The following is a 19,491-nucleotide window of genomic DNA, read 5'->3' on the forward strand; positions in this document are numbered from 1 at the left end:
GTCACTCCTCCCTCAGTGCGTGGTGCACGCTCCCACAGTGTTGCGGATGGACGTTGAAACGCAAGTCCGTCTTGCCCCGCGACCCTCCTCAACTCAGCTCCTTGATGTGGGTCACCACCTCGGCGACGGCCTGCTGGGCCGAGCCGTACAGCATGGAGGTGTTGTCGGCGTAGAACAGGGCGTTCTCGATGCCGGAGTAGCCCGCACCGCGTCCGCGCTTGATGACGATGCACTGGCGCGCCCTGTCGGCGTCCAGGATGGGCATGCCGTAGATGGGGCTGGACTTGTCCGTGCGGGCGACCGGGTTGACCACGTCGTTCGCGCCGATGACCAGCGCCACGTCCGTGAGCGGGAAATCGGCGTTGACCTCGTCCAGGTCGTAGATCTGGTCGTACGGGACACCGGCCTCGGCCAGCAGCACGTTCATGTGGCCGGGCATGCGGCCGGCGACCGGGTGGATGGCGAACTTGACGTCGACGCCCTGGGCCTCGAGCAGCTTGGTCATCTCGTAGACCTTGTGCTGCGCACCCGCCACGGCCATGCCGTAGCCGGGAACGATGACGACGCTCTCGGCGTACCGCATCATGGCGGCCGCGTCCATGGCGCTGACCTCCTTCATGGTGCCGGTGGGGCCGTCGCCGGCCCTCGCCTCACCCGTGATGGGGGTGAACAGGACGTTGGTCAGCGGCCGGTTCATGGCCTTGGCCATGAGCAGGGTGAGCAGCGTGCCGGCCGCGCCGACGACGATGCCCGCGATGATGAGGGCCGGGTTCCCCAGGACGTAGCCCTCGAGGCCGACCGCCAGGCCGGTGAAGGCGTTGAGCAGCGAGATGACCACGGGCATGTCGGCGCCACCGATGGGGCTGGTCAGCGCCAGGCCCAGGATGAGCGCCATGGCGAAGAACGCGACGACCAGCCACGGCTGGGGGCCGACCACGACGATCGCGATGCCGAGGCCGAGGGTGACCAGCGTGTGGAGCACGTTGCCGACGTTCTGCGCCGGCCAACGGACAGCCTTCTTCATGACGCCCTGGAGCTTCGCCCAGGCCAGCACCGAACCGGAGAAGGCCACCGAGCCGATGAACGCACCCAGCATGGCGAGCACGGCATGCGCACCGGTCGGGGGGACGGGGCGGGTGAACTCGACCGCCGCGATCAGGGCCGCGGCGCCGCCACCCATGCCGTTGTAGATGGCGACCATCTGCGGCATGTCGGTCATCTTGACAACCTTGCCGAGGCAGGCGGCCAGCGCGGTGCCGATCACCAGGGCGACGACGGCCAGGATGAGGTTGATGCGCTTGTCGGCCTGGAAGTAGGCGAAGCCCCCGTTCTGGCCGGGCAGGAAGAACGTGGCCAGCACGGCGAGCACCATGCCGACTCCGGCCCACTTGATGCCGGACGCCGCGGTCTTCGGCGAGCTCATGGCCTTCAGGCCGAAGATGAAGAGGACGGCCGCGATGAGGTAGATCGCGTTGAGGATCCATTCGGAGGCGATCATGCCGCTGCCCCCTTCTTGGTGTCGCCCTTGGCCGAGAACATGCCGAGCATGCGCTCGGTCACCACGTAGCCACCGGCGGCGTTGGCGGCGCCCAGGAGGACCGCGAGGAAGCCGAGGATGAGCTGGATCGGCGTCTCGGCGTGGGCCAGCGCCCACATGGACCCCACCAAAACCACGCCATGGATGAAGTTCGAGCCGGACATCAGGGGCGTGTGCAGGATCACCGGGACGCGGCTGATCACCTCGTAGCCGACGAACGCGGCGAGGATGAAGATGTACAGGTACAACAGGTCCGTCATCGCGATCAGGACTCCTTGGCTTCAGCGGTGTCGTTGGATGGTACGGGCGCGGTCGGCTCGGGCAGGCCGAGGACCTTCGCGACACCCGGGTGGACGACGCGGCCGGCGTGGGTGAGCGCGGTGCCGGCGATGACCTCGTCGCTCCAGTCGATGGCGAGGGTGCCGTCGGTGATCATCGGGGTGGTGAAGTTCAGCAGGTTGCGCGCGAACATCTCCGACGTGTGCACCGGCATGCGGCCGGGCAGGTTGACCGGACCGATGACGCGGGCCGCGCCGACGAGGACCTCCTGGCCCGCGACGGTGCCCTCGACGTTGCCGCCGCCCTCGGCGGCCATGTCGACGACGACCGAGCCGGGCTTCATGGCCTCGACCATGGCCCGGGTCACGATCACGGGGGCCTTCTTGCCGGGGACGGCCGCCGTGGTGATGAGGACGTCGGCCTCGGCCACGGCCTTGGCGAGCGCGACCCGCTGCCGCTCGACCTCGTCCGCGGTCAGTTCTCGGGCGTAGCCGCCCTCGCCGGCGGCATTGACGCCGGTGTCGACGAACTTCGCGCCGAGGCTCTCGACCTGCTCGCGGGTCTCCGGGCGGACGTCGTAGCCCTGCACCACCGCGCCGAGGCGCTTGGCGGTGGCGATGGCCTGCAGGCCCGCCACGCCCGCGCCGATGACCAGCACGCGGCTGGGACGGATCGTGCCCGCGGCGTAGGTCAGCATCGGGAAGAACTTGGGGGCTCGGGCGGCTGCGATGAGCACGCACTGGTACCCGGACGCCGACCCCTGAGAGCTCAGGATGTCCATGGACTGGGCGCGCGAGATGCGGGGGAGCAACTCCATCGCGAAGGCCGTCACTCCCGTGCCGGCGAGAGCCAGCGCGTGCTCGGCGCTCGCGTACGGGGTCAACAGCCCCATCAGCACCTGGCCGGGCCGCAGGGCCGCGGCGTCGGCGTCCGACAAGTTGGCGATCGTCCACACGACATCGCTGCGGGCGATGACCTCGGCGGACGTGTCGGCCCAATCGACGTCGCCCAAGGACTCGGGGGTGGCGAAGGAGGCGTCGGTTGCCCCTCGCTGCACCAGGACGCGGGCGCCCAACCCCGCGAGTTTCTTCACGACATCCCCGACGATGGGCGAACGGGGTTCGTCCTCGGTGCTCGCCGGGATCCCGATCACTACGCTCATGGCACTCCTTCTGCGGTCGGCCCGCTCAGGCTACTACGGCCTGTCGTTGAACGCATTGTTTCACGACGTCGAGATTTTCCACTTCAACAAATGGAGGGGAGCTTAGGGACGATTGGGCCTCGGGGTGGCCATCGGGTAGAGTGGACCCTCGGCGTCAGGACGCCCGCGGATGAAGAGAGCCACCCAACCGGGATCGGCACCGCGCAACGGATGAAGGGGAACGCACATGGATGCCGACACGAAGAAGGCCATCATCGACGAGTACGCGACGAAGCCGGGCGACACGGGTTCCCCCGACGTCCAGATCGCGCTGCTCTCCAAGCGGATCTCGCACCTGACCGAGCACCTCAAGCAGCACAAGGGTGACCACCACAGCCGTCGTGGTCTCATGCTGCTGGTCGGCCAGCGCCGCCGCCTGCTCAACTACGTCGCCAAGAACGACGTCGAGCACTACCGTGCGCTGATCGCGCGTCTCGGCCTGCGCCGTTGATGATCTGACCTCCACCACAGGGAGTGGCCCACGTGGCCACTCCCTGTTGTGCTTGTTCAGGCGGTAGCCTGACGCTTGGGCGCGCCATCGCGCCCGCACAATTCAAGATTTGTCCACGCTGCACCTGGCCCGCGCTGTTCGGTCCTCGGTAGTGGCCTCCGGGGCTCGTACCCGTGGGCCTCGATCGAAGACCGAAAGCCTACGAAATGAAGTGGCCGGAGCTGGGTGTCGCACACCTGAAAGGAAGTACTCCATGGCCATGGAGGGTCCCGACGTCCGCTTCACGGAAGCGGTCATCGACAACGGAACGTACGGACGCCACGTCGTCCGATTCGAAGCAGGCCTGCTGGCGCAGCAGGCCAACGGCTCGGCTGCCGTGTACCTCGACGGGGACACGATGCTGCTGTCCGCCACCACCGCCCAGAAGAACCCGCGCGACGCGATCGACTTCTTCCCGCTGACGGTCGACGTGGAGGAGCGCATGTACGCCGCGGGTCGCATCCCCGGCTCGTTCTTCCGCCGGGAGGGTCGCCCGTCCGAGGGCGCCATCCTCACCGCGCGCCTCATCGACCGCCCGCTGCGCCCCTGCTTCGTCAAGGGTCTGCGCAACGAGGTCCAGGTCGTCGTCACCGTCATGGCGCTGAACCCCAACGTCCGCTACGACGTGCTCGCGATCAACGCGGCGTCGGCGTCCACCACGCTCGCCGGAATGCCGTTCGCCGGCCCGGTCGGCGGCGTCCGGGTCTCCCTCATCGGCGACCAGTGGGTCGGCTTCCCGACCGTGGAGCAGATGGAGGAGTCCGTCTTCGACATGGCCGTCGCCGGGCGCGTCCTGCCCGACGGTGACGTCGCGATCATGATGGTCGAGGCCGGTGGCACCGAGAGCACCGTCGACCAAGTCCGCGCCGGCAAGAAGGCCCCGACCGAGGAGGCCGTCGCCGAGGGCCTCGAGGCCGCCAAGCCCTTCATCAAGGCCCTGTGCGAGGCCCAGGTGGAGCTGGCCAACCAGCTGCCCAAGGCCATGACCACCTTCCCCGTCTTCAAGGACTACGAGGACGACGTCCTCGCCGCCGTGACCGAGGCCGCCACCGAGCGCCTGCAGGTGGTCATGAGCATCGCCGGCAAGCACGAGCGCGAGACCTCCACGGAGGACCTGCTCGGCGCCGTCCTCGACGAGGTCGGCCCCCGCTTCGAGGGCCGCGAGAAGGAGGTCGTGGGCGCGTTCCGGGCGCTGACCAAGAAGGTCGTCCGTCGCAAGACGCTCACCGAGGGCGTTCGCATCGATGGACGCGGTACGCGCGACATCCGCACCCTGTCGGCCGAGGTCGGCGTGATCCCGCGCGTCCACGGCTCGGCCCTGTTCATGCGCGGCGAGACCCAGATCCTGGGCGTCTCCACGCTGAACATGCTGGACATGGAGCAGAAGCTCGACACGCTCTCCCCGGAGACGACCAAGCGCTACATGCACAACTACAACTTCCCGCCGTACTCCACCGGTGAGACCGGCCGTGTCGGTTCGCCGAAGCGTCGCGAGATCGGCCATGGTGCGCTCGCCGAGCGCGCCCTGCTGCCGGTGCTGCCGGCCCGCGAGGAGTTCCCCTACGCCATCCGCCAGGTGTCCGAGGCGCTGGGCTCCAACGGCTCGACGTCCATGGGTTCGGTCTGTGCCAGCTCGCTGTCGCTGATGAACGCCGGCGTGCCGCTGAAGGCCCCCGTCGCCGGCATCGCGATGGGCCTCATGTCCGAGGAGATCGATGGTGAGATGCGCTACGTCGCGCTCACCGACATCCTTGGCGCCGAGGACGCGCTGGGCGACATGGACTTCAAGGTCGCGGGCACCCGCGACTTCGTGACCGCGCTCCAGCTCGACACCAAGCTCGACGGCATCCCGTCCGACGTGCTGGCCGCCGCGCTGCAGCAGGCCCGTGAGGCCCGCCACACGCTGCTGGACGTGATGAGCGAGGCCATCGACGTCCCCGACGAGATGAGCCTCTACGCGCCGCGCATCATCACGGTGAGGATCCCGGTCGACAAGATCGGCGAGGTCATCGGCCCCAAGGGCAAGATGATCAACCAGATCCAGGACGACACCGGCGCCAACATCTCCATCGAGGACGACGGCACGATCTACATCGGAGCGACCAATGGCGAGTCCGCCGAGGCCGCCCGCTCGCTGATCAACGCCATCGCCAACCCGACGATGCCGGAGAAGGGCGAGCGGTACCTCGGTACCGTCGTCAAGCTCATGGCCTTCGGCGCGTTCGTGTCGCTGCTCCCGGGCAAGGACGGCCTGCTGCACATCAGCAAGCTGCGCACCCTGAACAACGGCAACCGCGTCGAGAACGTCGAGGACGTCCTGAGCGTGGGCCAGAAGGTCCAGGTCGAGATCTCCGAGATCGACGACAAGGGCAAGCTGTCGCTCATCCCGGTCGTCGAGGAGAAGAAGGACGAGGCGGTCGAGGTCCCCGTCGAGGCCTGATCCCCGGCTGACACGCGCGACGGCGCCGTCCCCCTCGGGGGCGGCGCCGTCCTGCGTCCTACGAGGGCCGAGCGAGGTCGTACCCGTGCGTAGGATGTCCCCCATGCTGAAGGTGGCCGTGTTCGGAGCGAAGGGGCGCATGGGCGCCGAGGTGTGTCACGCGGTCGAGGCGGCCGACGACCTGGACCTGGTCGCGGCCCTCGACGTCGGCGACGACCGGGGCCCTGCCGCGGACGCCGACGTGGCCGTCGACTTCACCGTCCCGGACGCCGTCATGGCCAACGTGGAGTGGTGCGCGGCCCACGGCGTCCACGCGGTGGTCGGCACCACGGGTTTCACGGCCGAGAAGCTGGACCGCGTCCGCGCGTTGTTCGCGGATGGCCGGGCCAACGCCATCGTGGCGTCCAACTACTCGATCGGCTCGTTGCTGATGATGAAGTTCTCCGAGATCGCGGCACCGTTCTTCGAGTCGGTCGAGATCATCGAGCTGCACCACCCGATGAAGGTCGACGCGCCGTCGGGCACCGCCGTCACCACGGCGGGACGCATCGCCGCGGCCCGGGCGGCGGCGGGCTTGGGGGAGACTCCCGACGCCACCGAGCTCGACCCGGACGGCGCGCGTGGCGCCAAGGTGGAGGGCATCCACGTCCACAGCGTCCGCCAGCGCGGCCTGTTCGCCAACCAGGAGGTCCGCTTCGGCAACGAGGGCGAGCAACTCATCATCACCGAGAACGGGTTCACCCGGGCCGCGTACATGCCCGGCGTCCTCGCCGCGGTGCGCGCGGTGCCGACCCTGCCGGGCCTGACCGTCGGCATCGAGTCGATCCTGGGACTCTGATGGGGCGCGTCCTCGGCGTCCTGCTGGCCGGGCTGCTGGTCCTGGCCGCGGTCGCCGTGGGCGCAGCCTACGTTTTCGATGGACGGATCCGCGACGAGGTCGAGGCGCAGGTGTCCACGACCCTGGAGCGCTCGGTGCCCTTCACCGGACCGCCGACGGTCGAAATCGCTGGGCACCCCATCGCCTGGCACCTGGTCACCCGCGAGTTCCCGTCCGTGCACGTGACCGGGGCGGAGGCGGCGACCCCGATCGACGCGCAGCGCGTCCTCCACCTGGCCGACGTCGACGTCACGCTCACCGATGTCACCTTCGGCGGCTCCACCATCGACGCCCGCCGGCTGGACGGCACGGCACGCCTCTCCTGGGCCGAGGTCAGTGCCCTGGCCGGGGTGCCGATCACGGACGCCGGGAACGGGCGGATCGCGGCATCCGGTGTCGGTGAGGTGCTGGGCATCAAGGTGACCGCGACCCTCACCGGCGTCCCCGCCCTCGACGCGTCCGCGCAGACCGTGACGGTGGCGGACCCCCAGGTGGACCTCGCGGGGGTCACGCTCCCGGCGCAGGCGACGCGGGCCTTGGTGGACAGCCTGCTGAAACCCATCGCCGTGCCCCTGCCGTACGGGTTGAGGCTGGACGGCGTCACGCCCCGCCCCGACGGTCTGGCCTTGTCGGTGACGGGGCGTGACGTGAGCTTCCCGCGCGCCTGAGCGGCCTCAGTAGGCGAGTTCGACCGGGTGGGGGGAGCGCTCGCCGGTGCGGATCGGACCGGGCGGGGTCCCGTCGCCGAACGGCGAACCCCCGAGTGCCTCCCGGCCGTGGCGCGTCAGCCACACGACGGGGTCCGGCCCCTTCGGGATGATCTGCAGCGGGTTCAGGTCGGTGTGCACCACGTAGTAGTGGGCCTTGATCTGCTCGAAGTCGATCGTGTCTCCGAAACCCGGCGTCTGGAACAGGTCACGCGCGTACGCCCACAGCACCGGCATCTCGGTGAGCTTGGTCCGGTTGCACTTGAAGTGGCCGTGGTAGACGGCGTCGAAGCGCACCAAGGTCGTGAACAGGCGGACGTCCGCCTCGGTGATGCTCTCGCCCATGAGGTAGCGCTGGGTGGCGAGGCGTTCCTCGAGCCAGTCGAGGGCCTCGAAGAGGCGGTCGTAGGCCGCCTCGTAGGCCTCCTGCGATCCCGCGAAGCCACACCGGTAGACGCCGTTGTTCACCTCGGTGAAGATGCGCTGCATGACCTCGTCCATCTCCGCGCGGACCGCCTCCGGGTACAGGTCGGGCGCGCCGGGGCGGTGGAACTGGGTCCACTCGGTGGAGAAGTCCAGCGTGATCTGGGCGAAGTCATTGGTCACGACAGCGCCGGTCCGCTCGTCCACGATCGCCGGGACGGTGATGCCGCGCGGGTACTCGGGGTCGTACTTCAGGTACGCCTCCTTGAGGCGGTGGGTGCCCAGCACCGGATCCACGCCGCCGGGATCGAGGTCGAACGTCCAGGACTCGGCGTCGTGGGTGGGGCCGGGCAGGCCGAGGCTGATCGCGTCCTCGAGCCCGAGCAGTCGACGGACGATGATCGCCCGGTTCGCCCACGGGCAGGCCCGCGCCGCGACGAGGCGGTAGCGGCCGCCCTCGACCGGGACCGCGTCCTCGCCCTCGGCGACCTCCGCCTTGATCCGCGTGGGGATGTAGCGCATGTCGCGGCTGAACTCCTTGCCCTTGCTGGTGTAGACGCCGCCCTTGCCGTGTTCCTCGTGCTCCGCCATGGGCACAGCCTAGATGACCGTGTCCAGCGTCCCCCGGGCCCCTGCTCCGCTGTAGGCTCTGTCCACCCGTGTGCCGTCGTGACAGGAGCAGGCCCATGACCGACCAGTACGTCCTCTCGATCGACCAGGGCACCACCAGCACCCGGGCGATCGTCTTCGACCGCGGGGGCAGGGTTGTGGCGTCCGGTCAGAAGGAGCACGAGCAGAGCTTCCCTCGGGCGGGATGGGTCGAGCACGACGATCTGGGCGAACGTCCTGGAGGTGGTGGCGGATGCGCTGGGCGCGGCCGGTATCGACGCCGGTGGCCTCGCCGCCGTCGGCGTGACCAACCAGCGGGAGACCACGCTGGTGTGGGACCGGCACACCGGCGAGCCGATCCACCCGGCGATCGTGTGGCAGGACACCCGCACGGCGCCGATCATCGCCGCGTTGGCCCAGCGTGACGACGACCGGTACAAGGAGCGGGTGGGCCTGCCCTTGGCCACGTACTTCTCGGGTCCCAAGGTCATGTGGCTGCTCGAGCACGTCGAGGGCGCGCGCCAGCGGGCCGAGGCGGGTGAGCTCCTGATGGGCACCATGGACTCCTGGCTGATCTGGAACCTCACGGGCGGCGTCGACGGCGGCATCCACGTGACGGATGTCACCAACGCGTCCCGCACGATGCTCATGGATCTCCGGTCGCTGTCCTGGGATCCGGAGATCTGTGCCGACATGCGCATCCCGCTGGGAATGCTGCCCGAGATCCGCTCCTCGTCCGAGGTGTACGGCACCTGCCACGCGAGCGGCCTCCTGGCCGGCGTCCCGGTGGTCGGTGACCTCGGCGACCAGCAGGCCGCCACGTTCGGGCAGGCCTGCTTCGAGGTGGGCATGGCGAAGAACACCTACGGCACGGGGTGCTTCATGCTGCTCAACACGGGTGGGGAGATCGTGCCGAGCCGGCACGGGCTGCTCACGACCGTGTGCTACCAGATCGGCGATCGCCCGGCGGTGTACGCGCTCGAGGGGTCCATCGCCGTGGCGGGCGCGCTCGTCCAGTGGCTGCGCGACAACCTCCGCATGATCGACTCGGCCGCCGAGGTCGAGGAACTCGCCGCCACGGTCGACGACAATGGCGGCGCCTACGTCGTGCCCGCCTTCTCCGGACTGTTCGCCCCGTACTGGGACGCCGACGCCCGGGGCGTGATCGTCGGACTGACTCGCTACGTGAACCGCGGCCACATCGCGCGGGCGGCGCTCGAGGCCACCGCCTACCAGGTGCGCGAGGTGATGGACGCCATGGAGGCCGACTCCGGCGTGAGGCTGGCCGAACTGAAGGTGGACGGAGGGATGACCATGAACTCCACGCTCATGCAGTTCCAGGCCGACCAGCTCGGCGTCCCGGTCGTCCGGCCGGTCGTGGCCGAGACCACCGCACTGGGCGCCGCGTATGCCGCAGGCATCGCCGTCGGCTACTGGGACGGGGAGCAGGACGTCATCGACAACTGGGCCGCGGGCGAGCGGTGGACGGCCGTCGATGGACTCCGGCGAGCGCGAGCGGCGCTACCGGCAGTGGAAGAAGGCTGTGACGAGGACGTTCGACTGGGTGGACGAGGACGTCCGGTAGGCGGGGTAGCCCGGGCGGGCCCGGGCTCAGGCCAGCGCGGTGTGTAGGCGGATCATCTTCACCGAGGCCGCCTCATCCTCGGTGGCGACCGTCTGGTGGCCACCGTCCGGCGCCCAGCCGGCCGACTGGAGGAACCTCCGCAGGGGGTCGTCGGTCGAACGCACCCACCACGTCGCCCGGGTGAAACCGTCGGCGCGGAGCGTGTCCGCGACGGCGTTCAGCAGGCGCGACCCGTGCCCCTGCCGTTGTGCGGGCGGGTCGATGATGAACTCACCCACCATGGCGTCCTCGCCGGGGTGTGCGTCGTCGTCGTCGGACGGCCCGATGGCGGCGAAACCGACCACGCGACCCTGCTCGATGGCCACCAGCACGCGAAACTTCGCCAGCGGCGGCTTCGTGATCGCCCCGACCCAGGACTGCGCCATGGAGGTCAGGTCCACTGAGGCGAGCACGTGCTCCGCGACGTCGGCCGGGAACAACTGCTGCCAGCTGCGCCGCTGGATCGCGGCGATGCGTTCGGCCTCGACGGGCAGGGCGAGGCGGCACGAATCAGCAGTGCGAGGAGCGTCGGTCACTCCGTCATCCTAGTGGGCCCCGAGACCCCGCCCTGTCAGAGGTCTTGGTCAGGAGGTTTTGCCCTCGATCGTCGCCTTGATGATGGCGACGACCGCCGGGACGGACAGCCCCGACCCGTTGATGATGACGTCGTACCAGTCGTTGTCGCGCGGGTCGAACTGGTAGGTCTTCCCCGACAGCGTGGAGCGGAACTCGTCCTCGATCGTCTGGCGCTTCTTGGCTCGGTCGGTGCCGAGACCGCCCTGTGCGGCGAAAGCGACGCGGCTCTCAACCGGCCCGTCCAACTTCACATGGACGGTGTTGGGGCGATCCTTGAGGATGTACTGACCGTTGCGACCCTGGATGACACCGCCCTGCTCGGCGACCGCGCGGACCATGGCGGTGTTCTCCTCCGCCATCGCGGCGTAGTTGGCCTGGGCGAAGGTCGCGGCGTTGGAGACCGCACCGTCATCTGCGAAGTTCGCGGGTGAGAAGTTGCGCAACAGTCGTCCGAGCGTTCCCTCCCGCTCACGCTCTGCCATGGCTTCCTCGATCGCCTCCGACGAGTAGGCCTGCTTGTGGAGCGGAACCTTGAGGTCTGCCGCCAACGCCTCGGCCACTGCTTCCATGTTGGACCCGTAGGTCTCCCACAGCGTGATCACCAGCGGGGTCTGATCTGCCATCACATCCTCCTTCTGAAGGTGTTCAGTTGTTCACATGGTAGGGGACTCCGTCCTGTACGGGCGGGTGAATCGAGGGGAAGCCAGTGAGTAGAGTGGGCGGGTGCGTGAAGCCTTGAAGACCCCGCCCGCGTTGGCGCCCGACACCCTCCGGATCGTCCCGCTGGGAGGTCTGGGTGATGTCGGGCGCAACTCGACGACCTTCGAGGTCAACGGCGAGTTGTTGATGGTCGACTGCGGCGTGCTGTTCCCCGACGAGAACCACCCGGGCGTCGACCTGATCCTGCCGGGCCTCCACCTCGTCACCGACCGGCTCGACGACATGGTGGCCCTCGTCCTCACGCACGGCCACGAGGACCACATCGGTGCCGTGCCCTACCTCCTGCGCCGCCGTCCGGACATCCCGGTGTTGGGAAGCAAGCTGACGCTGGCGTTCGTCCGCGAGAAGCTCAAGGAGCACCGCATCCGCAACGTCGACCTGCGTGAGGTCGCCGAGGGCGAACGGGCGACCATCGGCGGCTTCGACCTGGAGTTCCTGGCCGTCAACCACTCGATCCCGGACGCGCTGGCCGTCCACATCCGCACGGCGGGCGGCAACGTCCTGCACACCGGCGACTTCAAGATGGACCAGCTCCCGCTGGACAACCGCCTGACCGATCTGCGTGGCTTCGCCAGGATCGGCGAGCAGGGTCTCGACCTCCTGCTGTCGGATTCGACGAATGCCGAGACGCCCGGATTCACCACGCTGGAGAAGGACATCCAGCCCGCCATGGAGCGCGTGTTCACCCACGCCAAGGGCAAGCTGATCGTGGCCTGCTTCGCGTCCCACGTGCACCGCGTCCAGCAGGTCATGGACGAGGCCGTGAAGGCCGGCCGGAAGGCCGTCTACGTCGGCCGGTCCATGGTCAAGAACATGACGATCGCGGCGCAACTCGGCTACCTGCGGGTGCCCGGCAACACCCTCATCGCGTTGGATGAGCTCGAGAACTACGCCGACCACGAGGTCGTCATCATCTCGACCGGCTCGCAGGGGGAGCCGCTGAGCGCCCTGAGCCGGATCGCCAACCACGAGCACCCGATCATCCGCGCCGGTAACGGCGACACGGTGCTGCTGGCGAGCTCGCTCATCCCGGGCAACGAGAACTCGGTGTACCGGGTCATCAACGGGTTGACCAAGAACGGCGTCAAGGTGGTGCACAAGGCCAATGCGCTCGTGCACGTGTCCGGCCACGCCTCCGCTGGCGAGCTGCTCTACTGCTACAACATCCTCCAGCCCCGCAACGTGATGCCCGTCCACGGCGAGGTGCGGCACCTGGTCGCCAACGCGGAGCTGGCCATCGCGACGGGTGTACCGCGCAAGAACACCGTGGTGGTCGAGGACGGGGCGGTGGTCGACCTGCGTGACGGCAGGGTCGAGGTGGTCGGACGCCTCGACTGCGGCTACATCTTCGTCGACGGCTCCACCGTGGACGCCGTGGGTGACGCCGAGTTGGAGGACCGTCGGATCCTGGGCGAGGAGGGGTTCATCTCCGCGATCGCGGTGGTCAGCCTGCATTCGGGCGCGCTGGTTGAGGGGCCCATCATCACCGCGCGCGGGTTCGTGGGCGCCGAGGGCATCTTCGACGACATCACCGCCGAGGTGGCGGACGCGCTGCGCGAGGCGTTGGCGGATGGGGCCGAGGACACCTATCCGCTGCAGCAGATCATGCGCCGCCGGATCGGGCGCTGGGTGAGCAAGCGGTTCCGGGCTCGCCCCATGATCGTGCCCGTGGTGCTGGCCACCTGACCCGAACTCCGGACGGCGATTTCGCACTCCGGGCGGTTTCGGTTAGGATTAACAGGTTCCGATTTTCGACATCGGTCTCGACGCGTGCTTCGTCGCGGGGGCCGGAACACAAAGGAGATACTGCCATGGCAGCCGTGTGCGACCTGTGCGCCAAGAAGCCGACCTTCGGCCACAACGTGCCGTGGTCCAAGAAGAAGACCAATCGTCGCTGGAGCCCGAACGTGCAGTCGGTGCGCGCGTTCGTCAATGGTGGCACCAAGCGCATGAACGTGTGCACCTCGTGCATCAAGGCCGGCAAGGTCGCGCGCTGACCTCGGCCTGATCCCAGCATCGTGAAGACCCGCCCTCCGGCGGGTCTTTTCGTTTTGCCGGCACGAGCCGGTTGCGGTTTCCCCATTTCCTGTCCGCGCACCGGGTTCGAGGTCTAACGTTCACTTCAACAACCCGACCGGGGGTCGGGATGCAGGTCTGCGGCCCCCCGGAGGTGCACCCCGGTGCACCAGAAATGAGAAACCCCATGAAGTACCGCCTCGTTTCAGGTCTCTTGGCAGGCGCCGCCGCACTCGCCTTGACCGTCGCCGCCGCCCTGCCCGCAACGGCGGCGCCCGAGTCCCCGAAGCCCCGCGACCTGTACGCCGCTGTGGGCGATTCGATCGCCAAGGGCGTGGGCCTCGACCAGTCACTTGCGTATCCGGCACTGCTCGCCGGCTCGCCCGGCAACGTGACGATCACCGCCAGGAGCGGTGACACCACGCAAGACATGATCGACAAGCAGGTGAAGCGCATCCCGAGCACCGCCACCTAGGTCACCGTGACCGCGGGGGCCAATGACATCGGCTTCGCGGATGTCGCGCTCACTTGCGCGGAGGATCCGGACGCGTGTGACCTTGCGGTCATGCAGGCCTCGGGACGCGTCTCCGGCATGGCAGCGAACTTGGGCCTCCTTGTGTTTGCGATCAAGCAGCAGGCGCCCGCCGCCACGGTGTACGTGACGGGCTACCCGAAGCTGTTCCAGCCGTCGTCACTCAACCTCAGCTGTGGGGGCAGCCCCTTGGCAGCGCAGATGGGCGCGTTCGATGCAGCCATCGGCACCGGGATGACGCCGGATACGCTCAACTACGCCATCGCGGTGGCCGCCACGTTGAGCGGGGCAATGTACGTGGAGGTGACCGACGACTTCGCCGGACACGGCCTCTGCTACGGACCGGATCACAGCTACATCTTCCCGCCCACCCCGATGGACGGCGGATGGGCCACGTACTCCCTGCACCCGAACGCCGCCGGTCAAGTCGCCTATGCCGAGGCCCTTGAGGACGCCGGGTTCACGACCGAGGGCTGATCCACATCCGACCTCCGGCAGGGCCGGCTCCTTCGAGCCGGCCCTGTCGGCGTCCGGACCCGTGACCGGGACTGTCGGCGGCCCTCGCTAGGATCGCCGGCATGGTCAACCAGCGCTGGCAGACGCGTGCGTTCGCGGAGTTGAACGCACCACTGGCCGACGTCATGGGCGCGCAGGCCAAGCACTTCGAGGCGCTGCGCATCCACACCGTCGGAGACCTCCTGCGCCACCTCCCGCGGCACTACCTGTCCGGCACCGAGTTGACCGACCTGGCCACTCTCGAGGAGGGCGAGCACGTCGCCGTCATGGCGCGGGTCGCGCAGCTCGACGTCCACGAGGGCCGCGGCGGGCAACGCGGCAACAGCCGCCAGCCCAACTCCCGCCTCGAGGTCACCCTCACCGACGGGCACGGTCGCATCAAGGCGACCTTCTTCGGTCGCGACTCCATCGTGAAGTGGTGGCAGAGGGGCCTCAGCCAAGGGGAGCGAGGCATCTTCGTCGGCAAGGTGGGCTCGTTCAACGGGCTCCCGCAGATGACGCACCCGGCCTTCGTGATGCTGGACGCCGCCGGCCGCGTGGTCGGTAACTCCGAGGAGAAGGAGAAGATCGCCGAACTGTCCCGGTCCGGGCTGGTCGGCCTCTACCCGGCCACCGCCAAGCTGAAGACGTGGACGATCGCCGAGTCGGTCCGCATCGCCTTGACGCTGCTGGCCGGCGCGGAGGACCCATGGCCCGCCTGGGTGCGCTCACAGGCCGGCGTGATGGGCCTGGTCGAGGCCTTCACCGCCGTCCACCGGCCCGAATCACGCGGCGACATCGAGCGCGGCAACCGGCGCCTGCAGTTCGACGAGGCGTTCTCCACCCAGCTCACGATGGCCTACCGGCGCGCGGAGAACGCGCGGCAGTCGGCTGGGCCGCGCCCGCGGCGTCCGGGCGGGTTGCTGGACGACTTCGACGCCAAGCTGCCCTTCACGCTGACGGACGGCCAACGCCAGACCTCCGACGAGATCTTCGCCGACCTCGCCCGTGCCCAGCCGATGCAGCGCCTGCTCCAGGGGGAGGTGGGCTCGGGCAAGACGCTTGTCGCGCTCCGGGCGATGCTGGCCGTCGTGGACGCCGGCGGCCAAGCCGTCCTGCTCGCGCCGACCGAGGTGCTCGCCCAGCAGCACCGCCAGACGATCCTCGGGCTGATGGGGGAGTTGGGCATGGGCGGCGGCGTCCTCGGGGCGCCGGAGCATGCCACGGACGTGGTCCTCCTGACGGGCTCGATGAGCGCCGCCGCCAAGAAGGGCGCCCTGCTCAAGATCGCCTCCGGGGAGGCCGGCATCGTCATCGGCACGCACGCCCTCCTGGCCGACCACGTCCAGTTCGTCGACCTCGGCCTGGTCGTCGTCGACGAGCAGCACCGCTTCGGCGTCGAACAGCGCGCCGTGCTCACCGACCGGGCGTCCGCCAAGCCGCACGTGCTCGTCCTGACCGCGACGCCGATCCCGAGGTCGGTGGCGATGACGGTGTTCGGCGACCTCGAGGTCTCCACGCTGGCCGAGCTGCCCCGCGGACGCTCCGAGGTGACGACCACCGTGGTGGACGCCAACCGCCGGCCGGCCTGGGTCGACCGGGCGTGGGAGCGCGTCCGTGAAGAGGTCGCCCAGGGCCGCCAGGTGTTCGTCGTCGCGCCCCGCATCGGCACCTCGGCCGGCGAAGGGGACGGCATGGGCGTCCTGCAACTCGCGGACCACCTGCGTTGGGGTCCGCTCTCCGACGTGCGCGTGGGCGTCCTGCACGGGCAGATGGCGTCCGACGCCAAGGACGAAGCCATGGGTTCGTTCGTCAGCGGAGACACCGACGTCCTCGTCGCGACGACGATCATCGAGGTGGGCGTGGACGTCCCGAACGCGTCCATGATGGTGGTCTGGGACGCCGACCGGTTCGGGATCAGCCAGCTCCACCAGCTGCGCGGACGCATCGGCCGCGGCTCCCTTCCGGGCGTGTGCCTGCTCGTGAGCTCCGCCGAGAAGGACGCCGAGTCCTGGGAGCGGCTGCACGCCGTGGCGTCCACCCGGGACGGGTTCGCTCTGGCCGAACTCGACCTCGCCCAGCGACGAGAAGGAGACGTGCTCGGGGCCAGCCAATCCGGTGGACGCTCGACGCTGCGCCTGCTGCGGGTCCTGGAGCACGCCGACATCATCGACGCGGCGAGGGCCGTCGCGGAGGAGGCGGTGCGGCGCGATCCGGAGGCCGCCACACCCGGCTTCGCGGACGCCGTCACCCAGACGAATCTCCTGGCCGACGGCGACTGGATCGACCGGACCTGACCGGCTGGCCCTGACCGGCTTGACCTAACCGACCGGGTGGAAGGACTCCGGCTCGGGGCCGAAGGTGAAGGCGCGCCCCGCAATCTCATCGACCTCGAGGCGGATCCAGTGCTCCTTGTGCGTCGGTACCCAAGGTGCCAACTCAAGGCTCCCGGTCCGCTCGACCTCGTCCAGCCCCAACTCGCGAGCAGCTCCGTGGGCCAGGACGCTGACGGCGCCCGTGTGGTCCCACTCGTCGACCTGGAAGGCCATCCGGCCCCCGACCGACACAGCCAGCAGCTTGCTCCCCTCCGCGGTACGGAAGACGATCGAGTGACCGTCCACTGCGTAGTTGACCGGGAAGATGTCCGGTTCGCCCCCGATCACGATCGCAAGGCGTCCCAACCGGTGCTCGGACAGGAACTGCCACGACTGAGCCTCGTCCAGCGCCACCATGGGAATGTCGGCCATCGTCATGCGGCCAATCTAGCCCGACCGATAGCCTGCCGTGGTGAGTCGTATCATCGCTGGACGCGCGGGCGGGCACCGCCTGAGCACGCCCAGCCACGCCCGGACGCGGCCGACCAGCGACTTGGTGCGCGAGGCGGCCTTCAACCTCATCGCCGACTGGGCGGGGACGGCGGGGGAGCCGGCGGACACCATGTTGGCGCGCTTCTCGCTCCTCGACCTCTACGGCGGTACCGGCGCAGTGGCCCTCGAGGCCGCCAGCCGCGGTGCGGGCCCCGTGGTCTGCGTGGAGCGCGATCGCGGAACAGCGGCACTGGCGCGTGGCAACGCGGACGCCGTCGGCCTGGCTGTCGAAGTGGTCACGTCGTCCGTGGAGGCCTTCCTCGGCGGGACGCCCCGCATCTTCGACGTGGTCTGGTTCGACCCGCCCTACGACGTCCCGACGGCCGTCGTCGAGGCCCAGGTGCGGTCGGTCGCGGACCGCTGGTTGGCCCCGGACGGTCTGGTTGTGGTCGAACGTTCCAGCCGCGACACGCCGCCCACATGGCCGACATCCCTCACTGACCAGCGCAGTCGACGTTACGGTGAGACAACGCTGTATCTCGCCGCCAAGGAGGAGGACTCATGAGGGCGATCTGCCCCGGCTCCTTTGACCCCGTGACCCACGGGCACCTGGACATCATCGAGCGCGCCTCGCGGATGTTCGACGAGGTCTACGTGGCGGTCGGTCGCAACAGCGCCAAGAACCACCTCTTCAGCGCGCAGGAGCGAGCGGACATGCTCGTGGACGCCACGAGGCACCTCCCCAACGTGCGTGTCGAACTCCTCGACGGCCTGCTCGTGGAGTTCTGCCGCGAGCGCGACATCGACGTGATCGTCAAGGGGCTCCGCTTCGCCGGCGATTTCGAGTTCGAGGTGCAGATGGCCCAGATGAACCACGCCCTGAGCGGGATCGAGACGATCATGCTGCCCACGGCGGCACGGTGGGCCCACCTGAGCTCGACCATCATCCGCGAGGTGGCCAAGCTGGGCGGCGAGGTGTCCCAGTTCGTGACACCCGACGTGGCAGAACGGATCCGCGCGAAGACGACCACCGACAGGCAAGGAGAACGGGCATGAGCAGCACCGTGGACGAGGCACTGGCTGCCATCCGGCAGCTCGTCGAGCAGGCGAAGGGCGTTCCGATGTCGACGAACGTCAAGGTGCCACGGGGTGAGTTGCTCCGCCTGCTCGACCAAGCCGAGGCGTCCTCGAAGGCAGCGCTCGACCCTGCGACGGGCGAGGCACAGGCGATCCTGGCGAAGGCCCGTGCCGAGGCCGAGCGCGTCGTCGCCGAGGCGCGCGAGCAGGCCGCCGGTCTGGTCAAGGAGTCCGAGGTCGCCCGGGCGGCGGAAGCCGAGGCCGACGAGCTGCGTCTCGAGGCCCGGACATGGGTGGTCAACCACCTCGCCGAGTTCGAGGCGGGTCTGCACCAGGCGATCGAGCAGGTGGAGACCCTGCGCGAGCGCCTGAACTCACGCCCGCTGGGCGACGACACCCGTTGATCCGACCTCGGGCGCGGCGAGGTCGTCGGCGGGGGCCGCCGGTTGGACGGTGCTGCGTCGAACAGGTAAAGTAGCCATTCGGTTATGACGCTGTCGTGTCAACAGTGAGGGGCTGTGCGATGACGAATCGCTCCATCGACCCCCGTTCCGGTCTCGTCTTCGACATTCGCGAACACGGGCACCGCGCGGGCGGGAGCAAGGAGATCGTTGTCGACGTTCCCGCACCTGAGGGCATCGGCAACGACGTGATCGGAGTGCCGACCGAGTCTCCGATCCACCTCGATCTTCGGCTCGAGGGGGTGGGTGACGGGGTGTTGGCCACCGGCGTCGCTGTGGTCCAGCTGCGCGGGGAGTGCGCTCGGTGCCTGACCGAGATCGCGGCGGACGCCGAGATCGACCTGCAGGAACTGTTCCTCTTCCCGGGCGTGGATCCCGACGACGCGGAGGCCAGCCGAGTCGAGGCCGAGATGATCGACCTCGAGCCCGTCCTGAGGGACTCGGCGTTGCTCGACCTGCCGTTCACCCCGTTGTGCCGGGAGGATTGCGCCGGGTTGTGCCCCACGTGTGGGGCGAACCTGAACGACGATCCCGACCACGACCACGGCGAGGCCGTCGACCCGCGTTGGGCGAGCCTCGCCGAGTGGGCTGACGGCGACCAGAACTGAAGCGGGCCACCG

General features: G+C 69.0%; 20 protein-coding genes and 1 pseudogene. 14 read left to right on the forward strand and 7 right to left on the reverse strand.

Annotated elements, in window-relative coordinates; all coding sequences use genetic code 11:
* Window positions 1-88: 88 nt before the first annotated feature.
* The 3 genes from AC5YDV_RS01375 to AC5YDV_RS01385 are packed head-to-tail and all read right to left on the reverse strand — an operon-like array spanning window position 89 to window position 2,978.
* Window positions 89-1,498 (reverse strand): NAD(P)(+) transhydrogenase (Re/Si-specific) subunit beta, encoded by a 1,410-nt coding sequence (locus AC5YDV_RS01375; RefSeq protein WP_496181810.1) that lies wholly within the window; start codon window positions 1,496-1,498, stop codon window positions 89-91.
* On the reverse strand, window positions 1,495-1,797 hold the full coding sequence (locus tag AC5YDV_RS01380; protein ID WP_496181811.1) for an NAD(P) transhydrogenase subunit alpha part 2: 303 nt from the start codon (window positions 1,795-1,797) through the stop codon (window positions 1,495-1,497). Before AC5YDV_RS01380 ends, AC5YDV_RS01375 begins: the two co-directional genes overlap by 4 nt.
* Window positions 1,798-1,802: 5 nt before the next feature.
* Window positions 1,803-2,978, reverse strand: coding sequence for an NAD(P) transhydrogenase subunit alpha (locus tag AC5YDV_RS01385; protein WP_496181812.1), 1,176 nt, complete (start codon window positions 2,976-2,978; stop codon window positions 1,803-1,805).
* 226 nt (window positions 2,979-3,204) lie between these two features.
* Here AC5YDV_RS01385 and rpsO point away from each other — a divergent pair, with 226 nt between their 5' ends.
* From rpsO to AC5YDV_RS01405, 4 genes are all read left to right on the forward strand, one after another.
* The gene (gene rpsO / locus AC5YDV_RS01390; protein WP_496181813.1) at window positions 3,205-3,468 is read left to right on the forward strand and encodes a 30S ribosomal protein S15; all 264 of its coding nucleotides are present in this window, start codon (window positions 3,205-3,207) and stop codon (window positions 3,466-3,468) included.
* 259 nt (window positions 3,469-3,727) lie between these two features.
* A complete protein-coding gene (locus tag AC5YDV_RS01395; RefSeq protein ID WP_496181917.1) occupies window positions 3,728-5,947 on the forward strand; it encodes a polyribonucleotide nucleotidyltransferase in 2,220 nt (739 codons plus the stop codon).
* Between the two features lie 103 nt (window positions 5,948-6,050).
* A complete protein-coding gene (dapB, locus tag AC5YDV_RS01400; RefSeq protein ID WP_496181814.1) occupies window positions 6,051-6,785 on the forward strand; it encodes a 4-hydroxy-tetrahydrodipicolinate reductase in 735 nt (244 codons plus the stop codon).
* The gene (locus tag AC5YDV_RS01405; RefSeq protein ID WP_496181815.1) at window positions 6,785-7,492 is read left to right on the forward strand and encodes an LmeA family phospholipid-binding protein; all 708 of its coding nucleotides are present in this window, start codon (window positions 6,785-6,787) and stop codon (window positions 7,490-7,492) included. The genes dapB and AC5YDV_RS01405 overlap by 1 nt, the downstream gene beginning before the upstream one ends.
* 6 nt (window positions 7,493-7,498) lie before the next feature.
* Here the strand turns inward: AC5YDV_RS01405 and AC5YDV_RS01410 are convergent, their stop codons facing one another.
* The gene (locus tag AC5YDV_RS01410; RefSeq protein WP_496181816.1) at window positions 7,499-8,545 is read right to left on the reverse strand and encodes a glutathione S-transferase family protein; all 1,047 of its coding nucleotides are present in this window, start codon (window positions 8,543-8,545) and stop codon (window positions 7,499-7,501) included.
* A 95-nt stretch (window positions 8,546-8,640) separates the two neighbouring features.
* Here AC5YDV_RS01410 and glpK point away from each other — a divergent pair.
* Window positions 8,641-10,148 (forward strand): annotated as a pseudogene (gene glpK / locus AC5YDV_RS01415) (glycerol kinase GlpK).
* A gap of 26 nt (window positions 10,149-10,174) precedes the next feature.
* Here the strand turns inward: glpK and AC5YDV_RS01420 are convergent.
* Complete coding sequence (locus AC5YDV_RS01420) at window positions 10,175-10,723, reverse strand: GNAT family N-acetyltransferase (RefSeq protein WP_496181817.1); 549 nt, start codon at window positions 10,721-10,723, stop codon at window positions 10,175-10,177.
* Window positions 10,724-10,771: 48 nt separating this feature from the next.
* Window positions 10,772-11,386: a cytidylate kinase-like family protein gene (locus AC5YDV_RS01425; protein WP_496181818.1), complete on the reverse strand. Its 615-nt coding sequence runs from the start codon at window positions 11,384-11,386 to the stop codon at window positions 10,772-10,774.
* Window positions 11,387-11,486: 100 nt separating this feature from the next.
* Here AC5YDV_RS01425 and AC5YDV_RS01430 point away from each other — a divergent pair, with 100 nt between their 5' ends.
* The 5 genes from AC5YDV_RS01430 (at window position 11,487) to AC5YDV_RS01450 (ending at window position 16,823) form a co-directional block, all read left to right on the forward strand.
* Window positions 11,487-13,169, forward strand: coding sequence for a ribonuclease J (locus tag AC5YDV_RS01430; protein WP_496181819.1), 1,683 nt, complete (start codon window positions 11,487-11,489; stop codon window positions 13,167-13,169).
* Window positions 13,170-13,294: 125 nt separating this feature from the next.
* Window positions 13,295-13,480, forward strand: coding sequence for a 50S ribosomal protein L28 (rpmB, locus tag AC5YDV_RS01435; RefSeq protein ID WP_496181820.1), 186 nt, complete (start codon window positions 13,295-13,297; stop codon window positions 13,478-13,480).
* Window positions 13,481-13,686: 206 nt separating this feature from the next.
* Complete coding sequence (locus AC5YDV_RS01440; RefSeq protein WP_496181821.1) at window positions 13,687-13,974, forward strand: hypothetical protein; 288 nt, start codon at window positions 13,687-13,689, stop codon at window positions 13,972-13,974.
* A gap of 117 nt (window positions 13,975-14,091) precedes the next feature.
* Window positions 14,092-14,508 (forward strand): SGNH/GDSL hydrolase family protein, encoded by a 417-nt coding sequence (locus tag AC5YDV_RS01445; protein WP_496192323.1) that lies wholly within the window; start codon window positions 14,092-14,094, stop codon window positions 14,506-14,508.
* Window positions 14,509-14,609: 101 nt separating this feature from the next.
* A complete protein-coding gene (locus AC5YDV_RS01450; RefSeq protein ID WP_496181823.1) occupies window positions 14,610-16,823 on the forward strand; it encodes an ATP-dependent DNA helicase RecG in 2,214 nt (737 codons plus the stop codon).
* 24 nt (window positions 16,824-16,847) lie between these two features.
* Here the strand turns inward: AC5YDV_RS01450 and AC5YDV_RS01455 are convergent, their stop codons facing one another.
* On the reverse strand, window positions 16,848-17,279 hold the full coding sequence (locus AC5YDV_RS01455; RefSeq protein ID WP_496181824.1) for a pyridoxamine 5'-phosphate oxidase family protein: 432 nt from the start codon (window positions 17,277-17,279) through the stop codon (window positions 16,848-16,850).
* A gap of 34 nt (window positions 17,280-17,313) precedes the next feature.
* Between AC5YDV_RS01455 and AC5YDV_RS01460 the strand changes: the two genes are divergently transcribed.
* From AC5YDV_RS01460 to AC5YDV_RS01475, 4 genes are all read left to right on the forward strand, one after another.
* The gene (locus AC5YDV_RS01460) at window positions 17,314-17,898 is read left to right on the forward strand and encodes an RsmD family RNA methyltransferase (RefSeq protein ID WP_496181825.1); all 585 of its coding nucleotides are present in this window, start codon (window positions 17,314-17,316) and stop codon (window positions 17,896-17,898) included.
* Window positions 17,895-18,389 (forward strand): pantetheine-phosphate adenylyltransferase, encoded by a 495-nt coding sequence (gene coaD, locus AC5YDV_RS01465; protein WP_496181826.1) that lies wholly within the window; start codon window positions 17,895-17,897, stop codon window positions 18,387-18,389. Before AC5YDV_RS01460 ends, coaD begins: the two co-directional genes overlap by 4 nt.
* Window positions 18,386-18,814 (forward strand): hypothetical protein, encoded by a 429-nt coding sequence (locus AC5YDV_RS01470; RefSeq protein WP_496181827.1) that lies wholly within the window; start codon window positions 18,386-18,388, stop codon window positions 18,812-18,814. Before coaD ends, AC5YDV_RS01470 begins: the two co-directional genes overlap by 4 nt.
* A 119-nt stretch (window positions 18,815-18,933) precedes the next feature.
* Entirely contained in the window at window positions 18,934-19,479 is a 546-nt protein-coding gene (locus tag AC5YDV_RS01475; protein WP_496181828.1) for a YceD family protein, read from the forward strand.
* Window positions 19,480-19,491 lie beyond the last annotated feature (12 nt).

The sequence above is a fragment of the Propioniciclava sp. LT432 genome, assembly GCF_059515965.1.

What these genes read in the sequence shown, in the direction of transcription:
- AC5YDV_RS01375 (WP_496181810.1), bottom strand. Translation starts at nt 1,498, where the DNA reads ATGATCGCCTCCGAATGGATCCTCAACGCGATCTACCTCATCGCGGCC.
- AC5YDV_RS01380 (WP_496181811.1), bottom strand. Translation starts at nt 1,797, where the DNA reads ATGACGGACCTGTTGTACCTGTACATCTTCATCCTCGCCGCGTTCGTC.
- AC5YDV_RS01385 (WP_496181812.1), bottom strand. Translation starts at nt 2,978, where the DNA reads ATGAGCGTAGTGATCGGGATCCCGGCGAGCACCGAGGACGAACCCCGT.
- rpsO (WP_496181813.1), top strand. Translation starts at nt 3,205, where the DNA reads ATGGATGCCGACACGAAGAAGGCCATCATCGACGAGTACGCGACGAAG.
- AC5YDV_RS01395 (WP_496181917.1), top strand. Translation starts at nt 3,728, where the DNA reads ATGGAGGGTCCCGACGTCCGCTTCACGGAAGCGGTCATCGACAACGGA.
- dapB (WP_496181814.1), top strand. Translation starts at nt 6,051, where the DNA reads ATGCTGAAGGTGGCCGTGTTCGGAGCGAAGGGGCGCATGGGCGCCGAG.
- AC5YDV_RS01405 (WP_496181815.1), top strand. Translation starts at nt 6,785, where the DNA reads ATGGGGCGCGTCCTCGGCGTCCTGCTGGCCGGGCTGCTGGTCCTGGCC.
- AC5YDV_RS01410 (WP_496181816.1), bottom strand. Translation starts at nt 8,545, where the DNA reads ATGGCGGAGCACGAGGAACACGGCAAGGGCGGCGTCTACACCAGCAAG.
- AC5YDV_RS01425 (WP_496181818.1), bottom strand. Translation starts at nt 11,386, where the DNA reads ATGGCAGATCAGACCCCGCTGGTGATCACGCTGTGGGAGACCTACGGG.
- rpmB (WP_496181820.1), top strand. Translation starts at nt 13,295, where the DNA reads ATGGCAGCCGTGTGCGACCTGTGCGCCAAGAAGCCGACCTTCGGCCAC.
- AC5YDV_RS01440 (WP_496181821.1), top strand. Translation starts at nt 13,687, where the DNA reads ATGAAGTACCGCCTCGTTTCAGGTCTCTTGGCAGGCGCCGCCGCACTC.
- AC5YDV_RS01445 (WP_496192323.1), top strand. Translation starts at nt 14,092, where the DNA reads ATGGCAGCGAACTTGGGCCTCCTTGTGTTTGCGATCAAGCAGCAGGCG.
- AC5YDV_RS01450 (WP_496181823.1), top strand. Translation starts at nt 14,610, where the DNA reads ATGGTCAACCAGCGCTGGCAGACGCGTGCGTTCGCGGAGTTGAACGCA.
- AC5YDV_RS01455 (WP_496181824.1), bottom strand. Translation starts at nt 17,279, where the DNA reads ATGACGATGGCCGACATTCCCATGGTGGCGCTGGACGAGGCTCAGTCG.
- coaD (WP_496181826.1), top strand. Translation starts at nt 17,895, where the DNA reads ATGAGGGCGATCTGCCCCGGCTCCTTTGACCCCGTGACCCACGGGCAC.
- AC5YDV_RS01470 (WP_496181827.1), top strand. Translation starts at nt 18,386, where the DNA reads ATGAGCAGCACCGTGGACGAGGCACTGGCTGCCATCCGGCAGCTCGTC.
- AC5YDV_RS01475 (WP_496181828.1), top strand. Translation starts at nt 18,934, where the DNA reads ATGACGAATCGCTCCATCGACCCCCGTTCCGGTCTCGTCTTCGACATT.